Origin of the sequence: Paenibacillus sambharensis (assembly GCF_003233845.1) — a bacterium.
GTDB lineage: Bacteria > Bacillota > Bacilli > Paenibacillales > Paenibacillaceae > Paenibacillus_I > Paenibacillus_I sambharensis.
In genome coordinates this window covers 127,211-140,805 of record NZ_QKRB01000044.1, presented here as the reverse complement: position 1 = coordinate 140,805, position 13,595 = coordinate 127,211, and the positions used below count along the sequence as shown (strand labels likewise).

Annotated in this window: 8 protein-coding genes; 1 reads left to right on the top strand and 7 read right to left on the bottom strand. The window is 51.6% G+C overall.

Features of this window, described 5'->3' with window-relative positions; translation table 11 throughout:
* Positions 1-2 precede the first annotated feature (2 nt).
* The gene (locus tag DNH61_RS12080; RefSeq protein ID WP_245948181.1) at positions 3-863 is read right to left on the bottom strand and encodes an ABC transporter permease; all 861 of its coding nucleotides are present in this window, start codon (positions 861-863) and stop codon (positions 3-5) included.
* Positions 864-1,368: 505 nt separating this feature from the next.
* Complete coding sequence (locus tag DNH61_RS12075) at positions 1,369-5,706, bottom strand: carbohydrate binding domain-containing protein (RefSeq protein WP_111146914.1); 4,338 nt, start codon at positions 5,704-5,706, stop codon at positions 1,369-1,371.
* Between the two features lie 176 nt (positions 5,707-5,882).
* Between DNH61_RS12075 and DNH61_RS12070 the strand changes: the two genes are divergently transcribed.
* Entirely contained in the window at positions 5,883-7,412 is a 1,530-nt protein-coding gene (locus DNH61_RS12070) for an extracellular solute-binding protein (protein ID WP_181438680.1), read from the top strand.
* A gap of 94 nt (positions 7,413-7,506) precedes the next feature.
* Here the strand turns inward: DNH61_RS12070 and DNH61_RS12065 are convergent, their stop codons facing one another.
* From DNH61_RS12065 to DNH61_RS12045, 5 genes are all read right to left on the bottom strand, one after another.
* Positions 7,507-9,126, bottom strand: a complete 1,620-nt coding sequence (locus tag DNH61_RS12065; protein ID WP_111146912.1) for a response regulator — start codon at positions 9,124-9,126, stop codon at positions 7,507-7,509.
* A gap of 4 nt (positions 9,127-9,130) precedes the next feature.
* Positions 9,131-10,840 (bottom strand): sensor histidine kinase, encoded by a 1,710-nt coding sequence (locus DNH61_RS12060; protein ID WP_111146911.1) that lies wholly within the window; start codon positions 10,838-10,840, stop codon positions 9,131-9,133.
* A 116-nt stretch (positions 10,841-10,956) separates the two neighbouring features.
* Positions 10,957-11,673, bottom strand: coding sequence for a beta-glucanase (gene bglS / locus DNH61_RS12055; protein WP_111146910.1), 717 nt, complete (start codon positions 11,671-11,673; stop codon positions 10,957-10,959).
* A gap of 232 nt (positions 11,674-11,905) precedes the next feature.
* A complete protein-coding gene (locus DNH61_RS12050) occupies positions 11,906-12,775 on the bottom strand; it encodes a hypothetical protein (protein ID WP_111146909.1) in 870 nt (289 codons plus the stop codon).
* Positions 12,776-12,835: 60 nt separating this feature from the next.
* Positions 12,836-13,594, bottom strand: a complete 759-nt coding sequence (locus DNH61_RS12045) for a VOC family protein (protein ID WP_111146908.1) — start codon at positions 13,592-13,594, stop codon at positions 12,836-12,838.
* Between the last annotated feature and the right edge of the window lies 1 nt (position 13,595).

Below are 13,595 nucleotides of genomic sequence, written 5' to 3'. Positions count from 1 at the left end.
TTCTAGAAGATGCGGTAATTCGCCAGTTTATAGGCCAGCCTGTATGCAATAACGATCAAGACGAAGCTGACAATCGATTTGAACAATCCAACAGCAGTGGAAAAGCTGAACTTGCCGCCAATAATTCCATACCGGTAAACAAACGTGTCGATAATATCTCCTTTATCGTAGACAAGAGCATTGTACAGGTTGAAGATCTGGTCAAATCCCCCGTTCAGTATGTTTCCGAGTGCCAGCGTACCGACGACAATCGTAATCGGAATCAGCGAAGGAATGGTGATCGCCCAGGTTTGCTGCCATCTGCCGGCGCCATCCACCTCAGCCGCTTCATACAGTGCCGGATTAATGCCGGCCAAAGCAGCCAGGAAGACAATCGTGTTGAAGCCGAACTCCTTCCAGACGTCACTCGCTACTACGACAAACCGAAACCAGTTGCCGTCTCCCAAGAAGAAGATCGGATCGATACCCAGGAGACCTGTCAAAGCCTGGTTGACTAAACCCCCATTCTGTGCGAGCAGATCAATCAGAATGCCCCCCACAATAACCCAGGAGAGGAAGTGCGGCATATATACGATGGTTTGAACGACCTTCTTGAAGTACATCTTCCTGATTTCATTCAGAAGAAGAGCAAATATAAAAGGAACCACCAAATTCGCAACCATCTTGAGGCCTGCAATGATGACCGTATTCCAGATCACCTGCACATTCTCCGGTATGCTGAACAGAAACTCAAAATGATCAAAGCCTACCCATGCTGATCCTGTCATCCCTAGTGCCGGTTTATAATTTTGAAACGCCATAATAAGACCCGCCATCGGAATGTAAGAAAAGATAAACGTAAGAATAAGCGCGGGCAGCAGCATAATATCGAGACTGATCGTTTTCTTCCACTTCGATCTTCTGCGGACCGGGGCTTCCGGCTTGCCACGGCTGCTGACGCTCTCCTTGTTCAATGGAACCGTTTGTTTCATGCACATGCTCCCCTTCTGGTGTCATCCGTTGTTGATTCTCTATGTATCTATGTTACCGCCCTGATGATTTCAGATATACGATAAATCGAAAGCATGGATAACAAAATATTGATTAGCAGCAACAGCAAGAAATCATCATGTTACGATTCGTTGGCTCACTCAGGACTTTAAAATATAATGAAAAAACATTCTATATAACCCTCTATATGTTTTTACTGTGATATTGCTTACTATAGAATTATCTGATCCTCCAGCTGTACAAAGCTGTACAAAATCCGAAGCTGAGAAAGGGATTGCGGGTTCCTATATTAGGGCTCCGCAATCCCCGCTCAGTACTAGATCACAAATCTGCCAGCGTTAATAGCCATTCGAGCGTCATCCGCCGCCGTATTCATGGTTACCTTGAAGGAGTCATGCCGCCGCTCAGCCGGATGTTATCCAGGAACAAATCCCCTGCCTCGCTGTACACGGTATCTCCCACCGTTATCTGGCCCAGGTTGAATTCAAGCTTGGCGTTCAATTCGGTCGGATTATTCATGACAAAGGAGAACTGATACGACTTTTTCTCCGATGTCAGCCACAAGGTCGGCTTGCCGCCGGCCAGAAAGTCTGTATAGGCATAGTTGTTGCTGGAATCAATATGTCCTACACCGAGCTGGATAGGCCGGTCTACAGTGGAGTAGGCGTCAAAGGTGACCGTGTAGGTTACGCCCTGCACCAGCGTGAGTCCATCCTGGTAGACCTGCTGGTTCCAGGCGTCCGGCGTCAAGGATGGAAGATGAACCTTCATCTCTCCATTCACGCTGGATATGGATAACTGGTCCTCCTGGTACGTGCGCCATTCGCCGACATTCTCGTCAAAGGTGCCGTTGCGGACAACGTTGCGGGTCGTACCGCTTAGATCAGAGGGCGCCAAGAGCATATAATCCACATTTACATGAGGCGCATACAGCTGCAGGGTGTGGGTTCCTTCCTCCAGGGTAATCATCTGGTCCACCAGTACGAATCTGCCCCAATCCCCTGTATTCGCGACATCCAGCGTATAGACCGCATCCGCTTCAGACTCCGCCATTTCGCCTGCCGGGAAGGTATGCTCAAGCACACTTCCCCGCTTCATCAGCAGCTTCAACGAGCCGCCCGTCTCATAGCCGGAGGCCACATAATAAGAAACTTTGTATTCTCCAGCCTGTTTCACATCGACGATATACTGCATCCAATCGCCTGGATCAATCCAGCCTACGCTGAGTCCGTCCTCTCCCTTCTGGACCCCTCTCATATCTGAATAATTCTCCGCTTCTATGCGGCTAAATCCGTCTATAATTACTGGCGGTGCCATTTCCTTAAGCATGACATTATCCAGCTCAAGGAGGCCCGGCAGCGCACCCAGCTTGAACACCAGCTTGCCTGCGGATTCCTTCACACCCATGTTAATAATCATCGTATAGCTTTCCTTGGCCGTACCTACTGTGAAGGATTGTTCGCCATATAGACCAGGTTCCGATTCGTTTCCAATGGCTGCTTGGATCACGGAGCCTTCCGCCGCTGCCTTGGCTTCAAAAGACAAGACATACATTTGGTTTTCCTTTAAGCCCAGCTGGTTCTGGCTCAGCAGAAGCGAATCAGCTGGGCCTGGAGCGGCAGGCTTAACGTACAGCTTGCGTTCTTCAATCGCACTGCCTACCTGCGCATAGGCTTCAGCTGCCGCCGGGCCGTCCAGGGACCAGAAGGCCAGACGATTCTTGCCCTGATCGAATGTACCGTTATAAATCAAACTGCCACCGGGGAGGGCCTCCCGGGTAAGACTTGGATCCGGATCGGCAATCTTATGCAGCCTGACCTCATCAATCCACACAGGCAGTACGCCGGCTTTACCCATATTGAATTCCAGCCTTGCGTCCGGATCCGGATCGGATGCCATCACGAAATCAAAGGTGTACGTTTGTCTCTGCGCCGAAAGCGATAAGGTCTGGTCGTTCATGTAGCGTGCATAGTTGCGGTTCGGACCGCTGATTGCTGCTGTCATGCTCCGGTCTGCCGATGACCACGCGTCGAAGGACAGCCGGTACTCTGCACCCTTAATCAGGGGAATATCCGTCTGCACCAGCTGAACGGCATATTCTACGTCCCCTTCCTGCTCGATGCTTGTCAGTACAGCACCTTGATCTAACGCAACCGATCCTCTGCCTCCGAACAGGTCCTCCGGAGGGCCAAAGGGCTGGAAGATCCAGTTATTAAGGCCATCTTCAAAACTTCCGTTGACGATATAGCTGCCATCTGCCCCCGGCTCCCTAATAACAACAGAGTGGGAAGCCGGCTCGACAGGCTGCCGGTACTGACTCATCTCACGCTCATAGACCCGTACATAATCCACAAGCATTTGCTGGGGGAATACGGTTGAAGAATCCGGACTTCCCGGCCAGTTGCCGCCTACCGCGAGATTTAACTGCATGAAGAAATCGCGGTCAAAAGGCGCCGGGTAGGTATATTTCTCCGCCTCATTCACGTTCTGGCTGAACCAGTCATTCTGCTTGGCGTAGAGAATGCCATCGACATAGAAACGGAATTCACCCGGTTCCCACTCCACACTGAAGGTATGATAGCTATCCGAAAAGCTGCTTCCATCAGGAAGCGTATAGCTGCCTTGGACCTCATCATGAGGCACGCCGTAATGCAGGGTGCCGTAAATTTTATTCGGTTCATGGCCCAAGAGCTCCATGATGTCGATTTCACCGCTAGCCGGCCATCCCGAATACAAATTCTGATCAGTCGGCATCATCCAGATTGCCGGCCAGATCCCTTTGCCTTCCGGCATCTTGGCGCGCACCTCGAATTTGCCGTACGTCCAGTCGCCTTTGCCTTCCGTCGTCAGCTTGGCCGACGTATAATCGTTGCCTTGATAAGCTTCCTTATGCGCTTCAATGACCAGCTTTCCGTCCTCAATACGGGCATTCTCACGCCGGTTCGTGTAGTTTTGCAGTTCATTGTTGCCATAACCGCCGCCACCCTGGATATAATTCCACTTGGTCCCGTCGATTTCTGAACTCTCGAACTCATCGTTCCAGACCATGCTCCAGGTCTCAGGCTTCACATCCGCCTCCGTCAAGATGATCTGCCGGAAATGGACAACCCTTTTGCTGGCATCCACTTCATACACGCCCAGATATTTATTGACCGAGGCATCTACTCCTGAGATATCGTCTCCCGGCTGGTAAGGATGGATAAGCAAGCTGTCCTTGGGGAGCGAGTCACCAGCCTTCGGCGTTTCAATCGCATGGTGAGCTACAAGCACAGCCAGCGTATGTCCGTCTGGAACGGAAGCCGATACCTGCGCCGTACCCGGTATATCCCCCACGGATACGACAGGCGACCACTCAGCTGAGGGTTCCCCACCGCCATTGCCGCCCCCCGGTTCACCGTTGTTACCGCCCGGAGTACCGTTGTTACCGCCCGAAGTACCATTGTCACCTCCTGGGCTGCCATTGCTGCCGCCTGGGGCACCGTTGTTACCGCCAGGGCTGCCACCGCTACCAGCAGATGGACTGCTGCTTTCGCCGGCTGTCCTGCCAGGCTCCGTACTCGCACCGGCATTCGCAGGCTTCAGCGATTCGGACGACCACACCATCTTCTGGCCCTTGGCAAGGACAACTCCGTTGACCTTAATTCCGTCCGTCTCTGCCTGCAGACTGGCAATCTCGCCCTTGCCGCTGATGACAGTCCCGCTGGAGCCTGCATGCAGCACCAGAGAATGGATTACCGTCCCCTCCGACAGCTCTGCGATCATCGGTCCCTTCAGCGCCAACTGTCCAATTACCGTTTTCCCGCCCAGCACTGCACGAATCGGGTGTTCCGGATGCGCGAGAACCGTATCCCCGAGTGTCGAACTAGTGATATGCACACTATGTTCTCCGCCGCCGTTGATATAGGTCTTCCCTGACACGGCACTATTCTCCATGCTTACATCCCCCGTTCCAATGCCCGGGGCCAGGTATAGATTGCCTGTTATCTGCTTATTCTTAAGGATGACGCCATCTTTGTTAACTACGGCGTGATCCAGCGTCTCGCTTTCATCGTAGGTGCCAGCCTTGCTGTACAAGGTTCCCGCGAGCCTGTCCAGAAGCACAACCGCTTCTCCTCTTGTCAATGGCTGCTTCGGACGAAGGGTGCCATCCGGATACCCCTGCATCACACCGGATGTAATCATAGCTTTCAGTGCAGGCGCGGAATAGGAACCTATTGAAGCCGCATCCTCAAAACTCTCAAGCACGTTCGCCTTCAATGAAGCGCTGTCATTTACAAGCTGGAAAGCCCTGCTCAGCATGACCGCCACATCTTGTCTGGAAACTGGATTCTGCGGTTTGAAAGTTCCGTCCCCGTATCCGGTTATGACACCCGCCTTAAATACTGCCTCCAGAGCCGGACCATACCATGCCTGATCTGCTGTATCCGTAAAAGCTGCGGAACCAGCCCCCCCGCCGTCGTAGCCGAATACCCGGTGCAGCATCGCCGCAAGCTCTGCCCTGGATATCAGACGGTCTGGCTGTAGGCTGCCGTTCTCATAACCCTGAACAACTCCGTATCCCGTCCATTCCCGAAGCGCTGCTTCTGCCCAATGCCCGGCTTTCGCCTCAGAAGCGCTTGCCGGCACTCCGGTTCTTACTGCGGACGCACCAGCCGCTGGTGTCAAAGAACCGCAGATCATCGTAAATATAAGCCCTGCCGCCATTATCTTCTTCAAGGATGCCCCACCTCTCTTGTCCTGTGTGACTACATTATAAAAGCGGCCCCGGTTTCGTTATATAACTACTATTTAGCTTTTGTATGAATTCCTTAACTTCTTATTTCCGGCTCAAGAACAACCTGTGCGCCAAACGACCGGCACTCCGTGCTACAATAATGAATGGGGGGATTTACATGACAAAAACGCGGCTTGCATTCTTACTCCTGTTCCTTGTAACGGCTGTGGTAATCAGCTCCTTGCTGATGAAGCAAGCTACACATTTAACCCAAGAAGTTCAGAGGTCCGCTGACGAACCCGATACGCTGACGACCGTATTCAGCCTGCGGCCTGCAATCCGCTTTCATGCTGGCGAAACCATCGAGGACAATATACATACCCGGTCTGTACGGGAACACTTGAACATTGACATTCATTATTTGTGGACCGCTCCTGACAGTACCTTCACCACCAAGCTCAAGCTGCAGCTGTTAAACAAGCGTGAAATGCCTGACATCATTCCTGTGCGGACAGATGTTGTACATGAGCTTATTGACTCGGGCCAGTTCATGGCCGTAGATGAATTGTTCGCCCAGTATGCTTCACCGGTATGGAAGAAAGCCATGAAGGAAGATCCCGCGGTATGGCAGCCCTACGAACGGGACGGCAAGCATTATGCCATTCCTATTCTTGATTATCACTACAATTCGGACCCGGTGATGTGGATTCGTGAGGATTGGCTCGAGAAGGTCGGCCTCACTCCCCCTTCGTCGCTTTCCGAGCTGGAAGCGGTGCTTGATGCGTTCACCCACCGCGACCCTGACGGCAACGGCAGGGATGACACCTACGGCATCGCCGTCAGCCTCCAGCGCGCAGTTAATACATGGATGGCGGATATCGGATGGGTATTTGGCATGTACGGCATCCTCCCCGAGCAGTGGAATCTGGTTAACGGCACGGCAGAAGGGGAGGGCAGACTGGAGTATGGCTCCATTCAGCCCGAGGCGAAGCAAGGGCTGCTCAAACTCAAGGAGTGGAAGGAGCAGGGATACTTCTCCGATGAGGCCTTGTATCAGGATGAGGAGATGGCAGCCAGAATGTTCACACAGGGAAAAGCGGGTATTGTGGTAGGGCCCGCGTGGATGAGATATCGGCCGCTGGACGATATGCTGGCCGCTAACTCAGGGGTCTCCTTCATGGCTATACCGTTACCTTCCGGCCAGTCCGGCAAATCCTATCACCGGTCCTCCCCTCCGAGAAACGGGGCCATCTTGATTAACAAGAACATCCAAGATCCGGAGCCCTTCTTCCGCTATATTAATTACCTGTATGAGTCTGGCAGCGTACAAGCGGGGCCTCTCAACAGCCTAATACCGGGAGAACCTGTAGACGTTTCCGATTATACGCTGATCTATGACGGGGCACGGGTTCCTTCTGACTGGACACAGATCGTATCGGAACCGGAAAAATCCATCCTTGCCCGTCAGGCCGGCAGCCGGCTGCTGAATGAATTTCAAGGGCCGCCTACCACGACCATGCGGGAAAAATGGGGGCAGCTCCAGCAAACGGAGCGCGAGGTCTTCTTGCAAATTATATACGGGAAGCAGGACATCGCTTACTTTGACCGATTCGCGGCGCTATGGAAGGAGAACGGCGGAGACCAGATTACGGATGAGGTAAATGCGTGGTACCGCAGCAGCCAGTCATCAGCTGCGGCAGGCAGATAATAGCGCACATCAAAGCAGCAGTCCTGACCACTCAGGACTGCTGCACGTATAGGTATTTTCCCATATCTATGCTTATAACGGACCTAAAGCCATTCTACAGCTGGTCACGATATTCCTGGGGTGTCATACCGAACTCCTCCCGGAAGATCTTGCTGAAATAGGCTGCATTCTTATAGCCCAAGCTTTCGGAAATCTCGTAAATTTTAACAGCATGATCTTTCATCAGCGCCGCAGCCTTCACCATCCGCTGCTTATGAATATACTCGCTCAGCCCTTCTCCGGTTTCGGCTTTATAGAGCCGGGACAAGTACACCGGGTGAAGGTACACCGCATCAGCAGCGGTTTGCAGCGAAGCATTTCCCAGATTGCGGTCAATATAATCTCTCACCTTCATGATCAGCTTTTCCTTCGAGCTGCGCTGCTCGGCAGCGGCATTGCTCTTGATCTTCTCCAGCATATATCCGGCCCATTCGGACAGCTGCTGGACTGACCGCACCGCCCGGTCCAAAACGGCGGAACCGCCGACCAGATCGCTCAGCAGGCGGTTATGCTTGTGAGCGTAATAATAGAAGGAACCGGATACCATTGTATAGGCCTCCCGGACATGCTCCTCTGACAAATGAGGCGTCTCCCTCATCTGCCTAATAACAATCTCCAGCTTACTCTCGTACTCTGCCCACTGCTGGCTGTCCAAGAGATGGTGGAGCGTCGGAGTCTCGTATAAACGGTGAAGAGGGTGCTGCACAGCCGTTTCTTCCGGAAGATCACCAGGCAGGAAGCAGCCCGATTCATTAGCAAGCCTGCTGCGGATTTGCCCCAATATTTGGCGGTACAACTCTTGGATATCTCTGGGAAAGCAGCCCCATCTGCTTACCACCACGGATACGACCCGCTTCAGATACAAGCCGATATTCCGCTGCAGTTGGAGCGCGAGCAGATGGAACTTTTTGACCTCACTGCTGTCAGCATGCCCGCTGCCAGTCTCTTCAATGTCCGGCTTTTTCTTCGCAACAATAACCAGATACCCGTTCATATCCCGGCAGGACCATAGATGATAAGCATCCGCGAACATCTCTGAGGCAATATTCAGAATGGCATAATCCAGCAGGTGGAAATCCCGCTCATTGTATTCGGCCAGGCTCTCCTCCGTCCGGATGACCATCACACAGATGTCATCATGGAAGCCGAAGGGCAGATCATACAAGGGAAGCAGACGCTCAAGGGAATCGTTGGACACGCCAGTAATCAACAGCTCATTGAGCAGCTTGCCCCTAAGCACCGGCAGACTCTCCTTGAAGGTACTCAGCAGGCGGTTGCGGGAAATTACCTCTTCCCATTCGCTCTTAATCTGCTCCACCAGCTTGCCGATCACAGCCAGAATCTCCTCATCGGCTGCGGGCTTCAGTAAATATTCGGAAACTCCGTACTTCAGGGCCTGCTGCGCATACTCGAACTCCGCATGACCGGATAAGAGCACGCATTTCACATGACGATACTGCTGGCGGACATGCTTGATGAGCTCCAGACCAGACATCCGCGGCATATAGATATCCGCGATCAATAGGTCAACTGCATACTCTTCCAGGATGGCAAGTGCCTCTTTGGCAGAGTAAGCCTTATAAACAGTCATGATCCCAAACTGTTCCCACTCCATTGTATAAGCCAGTGTTTCAACAACTGCCGGCTCATCATCTACAATCAGCATGCTCAACATAGCTCTACGAACCCTCCTGTTGTTTCACAATGCAGCGAATGGACACCTTTAAGCCTCCAAGCGAAGAGGGCTCAAACTCCAGCCCCGAGCCGGGCTCGTAGATTCTGGTCACGCGCTGGTTAATATTCCACAGTCCATAGCCTGTATCACTGGACAGAGGCTGGTTGACCCGAAGCCGCAGCTCGTCCAGCCCTTCGTCATGCTGGAAACCTTCTCCGGAGTTATCCACGCTGATCAGGAAACCGCCTGGAATGTTCTCTCCTCTAATTACAATCCTTCCGCCTTCTTCACTCTTCTCAATGCCATGTATGATTGCGTTTTCCACAAGCGGCTGGATCAGTAATCTCGGAATTTGCTGGTCCATTAAAGATTCTTCTATATCCACCTCATACGTCATCCGGGCTGAGCGCATGGTCTGGATGTTTAAATAGCTCCTCAACAGCTTTACTTCTTCCCTGACGGTAGCCATAGGATTCTCGATACGAGTAATATACCGGTAATATTCACCCAGGTTAACGGACATGGCAATCACTTCATCTTCTCCGCCAAGCTTGGCCATGTTCTTGATATAGTACAGGCAGTTGTAGAGAAAATGCGGGTTGATCTGAGATTGCAGCTGCTTCAGCTCCGCTTCCTTCGCCCTGAGCTTCTCCTCATAGATCTTCTCAATCAGTTCTTGCAGACGTTCCGCCATGCTGTTGAAGCCCGAGTATACATGTTCGAACTCATCCTTTCGCCTGGTTACTAACCGGGATGAGTACTTGCCTGATCGAATATCTCTCAGCTTCACGATAAGCTCATTAATCGGATACTGGACCTGCCGGTAAATAAGCGCGGATATGACCAGCCCGAGGATCAGCATGGCGGCAATTCCCAGGACAAAAAACTGCCTGCTCTCCTTTACCGGCAGGACAACTTCATCCAGCGGTATGAGGTCCACAATAACCCAGCCCAGATTTGCAACCGGCGAAGTATTAACGAGCACCCGCTGCCCGGACAGCTCAAGGATTTCGCTGCTTGGCTTGTATAGGGGCTCCCTGTCCGGCGCTTGAAGCCAGGAGTTAAACAAGGGGACAGCTTCCCCAATGACCCCGTTATCCGGATGGAGCAGCATGGTGTGCCGGAGACTATCCTGCTGGAATTTGGTCAACATTCCCTTGATATTGGCAGCAGAGAACTGCGCCCTGATCGTATAGCCCTGTCCTGACCGGACCATTGTGAAGGCGCCTCCCCCATCCTTCCCACTGGCCTCGTAGCTCCATAAGCCCTCTCCCTTGCCCGCCGCATACTCTTCCTGCTGTTCGTCGTATACAATGTCAGAGCGGGTAGAAATGACCTCCTTCTGTTTATTCACATAAACGGAGATATCCAGCGGCCAGTTCGACGAAGCGCTCTGCAGCTTGATTTTCTCCAGTATGCTCAGCTTAAGCTTGTTGCGGTCAAATAAATCCTCTGGCAGCGTTGAATTGACGTACTGCTTCATGGCCGGGTCCTCCTCCAGCTCCAGCACGGCGGCAGCCAGCTGGTCTACCTGATTTTCGAGCTGGGAGAGGAAGAAATGAAGCTGGTCCTGATAAGAAGCCTGCACGTCCTTTTCGATAACCCGGACACTAACCCTGTAGGAATTTGAATTAAGCAGGAAAACGATGCCCAGCAGAATAAACAGCACGAAAGAAAATTTAATGGATAATGTGATCTTGGGTCTCCACTTCATTGGCTTCAGCTCCGTATTTATTGCCTTGGGTCATTATACACGCGGGAACCGGTTCCCGAGAAGCAAAAAAAGCCGCTGAGCGTGACCTCAGTCCGGCTTTTTCTTACGTGTGGCTATTATCTGCTGGTATATCTTACCCAATCATAGTAAGCGTACAGCGGGTTGGCACCGTTGTAGGACCCAAGCCAGCTGTCCACCCCAGTCCCATTCCACAGGTTCATCATAATCTTGCCGGGATTCTTCGGGATGTTGGTGGTTGCCGTGTGTCTGGCCACACCGTCCACATACCATGTGATGCGGTTTGGCTGCCAGTCAAAGGCATAAGTGTGATAATCCCGGGAGGCGTCAAATCCAAGATCGATGATTTTCTCATTGCCTCCGACACCGTTGGTATAGTAGTTAAATTGAACCTTTGTCGTATCCTTGCCCAGGAACTCAATGTCAATTTCATCCCAAGGCGTACCGTCAGTTGGTCCCGTGTAGGTGAAGAATGACGATACAATACCTGGATTCTTGGCCGGCATCATTCTGACCTCATACAGACCGTAGCCTGTCTTGGCCTTACTCCGCAGCTCGCCGCAATCGAATTTGTTATACGACGAGCTCGTAAGCGCCAGCCTCATCTTCCCGTCGCTTGTATTCGTTACGTTGTTGGACCGCCAGGTACAGTTAAACATATTCCCGTTAGAATAACCGTTGGCCTTCTCCCACAAATCCGAATTATAATAGTTGAAAGGCTCCCATATCCCAGTTGCGCCCAGTGCGCTGCCGGTAATAAGAACGGCTGAGAGCAAAACGGTAATACAGAGTGTGAAAATCGATTTCTTCTTCATCATCCACCTCCAAATAAGTTGGACATTCTGGTAAACGCTTGCAATCTCCTTTCTTTCTAGATTCATACAGCTCATTTCTCATTTATTGTATCTCCGCGATGAAAGCGCTTCAATAATGAGGTTTTAACTTCTCTACCTTTTTTTAAACTTCTGATTGTGCGGATATTGCTGATTGATATGGATGGTGCCCCCTTCCTCCGTTGGAGAGAGTCGGCACCATTCCTTAGCTGGTTTATTCTTGAGTTTCAAAACGAAGCTTGCTGAGCTTGAACGCTCCTGAACTGTATTGCACCCCAGCCTCCACTTCCCCAAAATACTGAGGCTCGGCTACGCCGTCGATGATCAAGCCAACAGCAGCGCTAAGTGAAAGCTCTTCACCCTTGGGACGGAAATACACAATCGCTCCAAACCCGATCTGCTCCTGGATATTCATTTCTCCAAAAGTCTCCGCGAATGTCTTCAGACTGACTTCGTAAGGCTCGCCATCGACCGTTATTCGGCCGAACAGCTCATCATCCCTGACGAATGTCTCAAATTGGAGCACACTCCGAAGCTGTGCCAGGTAATCTTCTTCCTGAAAGAGGTGGTCAATAAAGGGCTTGTCCGCCTCCCCTTCCGCATCCGCATATTCCACGATATGCAGTTCATCGATCGCCAGTCCCGTCCCTGAACCGACTTGCATAACCGCGGCCAGCTCTTCAGTACCATCCCTGTCATAGTCATGCATGTGAAGAATAGGCATGACCATTCTCGGGTTGCTGTACATCCAGTCCATCTCCTGCTGCTTATTCCCGATCTGCAGGAGGGCCGTATTCTCGGCTGCCGGGTACAGATATACGTCCTTCTCCGGCAGTGAGACGATCGGACTGTTACCATCTGACTCCCCTGCCCCTCCACTTGAAGCATGGGATGAATTTATCATATCACCCGTATTTCCAGCGTTATGATTCTCGTCCGGCCTGGCTGGTGCTGGTTGATTCGTCTCTGTCTCCTGAACTGTTGTAGTCATTCTGACGGTCCCGCCATAATCACCACAGGCTGTCAGCATGACCGACGAAGCCAGTATCAGAACCGCCAAGCGGCCTTTTTTGCAATTAAGCATAGGGATCCTCTCCTTGCCTCTATAGTCATACGCAAGTCTGATTGCGGGCGGCTTCACTTTTCATATATCGCGTTGCGTATTGCGAATCACCAGATTCTTCAGGGCTACTTGCCCGCTCTGATAGTCCATGTTGCCGCAGTCCAACAGGACTTCTACATAATAGGTCGGCGAAGAAACAAAACGGATCATCTGATTGTCCAGCCGGACGATGAAACTTCCCTCCTGTTCTTCGCAGTCCCTAAACAATGCATGGAGCAAATTAAGGTCTGACTGTGTCAGCTGGCCGTAGATAACAACCTCCGAAATGCCATGAATGTTATTCTCCTTGCTGTTTGGGACCATATATTGTTCCATGAATGACCTTGCTTTCTCATCATTCATCTGCTGCAAGAAAAATTGAAACGGCACACCTTTCAATCCGGGCAAAAAAGCATTACGCCAAGGCATCGTTCTCGTAAGGAGATTAAAAAACCAGCGGAACCTGAGCGGCTCCGGGTTTGTAATATCAACTCCTCTGTCTTTAAGCTCCCTGTAAACGGCTTCGATATCGTCGACCTCAAGAGCAAAACCGATCAGTCCTCTATGGCCTTGCACATATTGTTCGGTCCAGTTCTCTACCCAACCTCCCCCATCCCGCCTTTTGATCCGTACAAACTCAAAATACTCCTTGCCGATCCACACGTTAGATACTTTAAAGCCTCTCGTCCCCTTGCCCCACTTGGGGTTGTACGGAAGTCCCATTGCGTGAAACCTCTCCGTCTCACTCTTGCTCTCTTGTATTTCACGGTCGACATTTACAACCAAATGATCGATTTTCACC

Coding starts and splice junctions, on each gene's coding strand:
- DNH61_RS12065 (WP_111146912.1), bottom strand. CDS start 9,126: ATGTTGAGCATGCTGATTGTAGATGATGAGCCGGCAGTTGTTGAAACA.
- DNH61_RS12060 (WP_111146911.1), bottom strand. CDS start 10,840: ATGAAGTGGAGACCCAAGATCACATTATCCATTAAATTTTCTTTCGTG.
- DNH61_RS12070 (WP_181438680.1), top strand. CDS start 5,883: ATGACAAAAACGCGGCTTGCATTCTTACTCCTGTTCCTTGTAACGGCT.
- DNH61_RS12080 (WP_245948181.1), bottom strand. CDS start 863: ATGCTGCTGCCCGCGCTTATTCTTACGTTTATCTTTTCTTACATTCCG.
- DNH61_RS12050 (WP_111146909.1), bottom strand. CDS start 12,775: ATGCTTAATTGCAAAAAAGGCCGCTTGGCGGTTCTGATACTGGCTTCG.
- bglS (WP_111146910.1), bottom strand. CDS start 11,673: ATGAAGAAGAAATCGATTTTCACACTCTGTATTACCGTTTTGCTCTCA.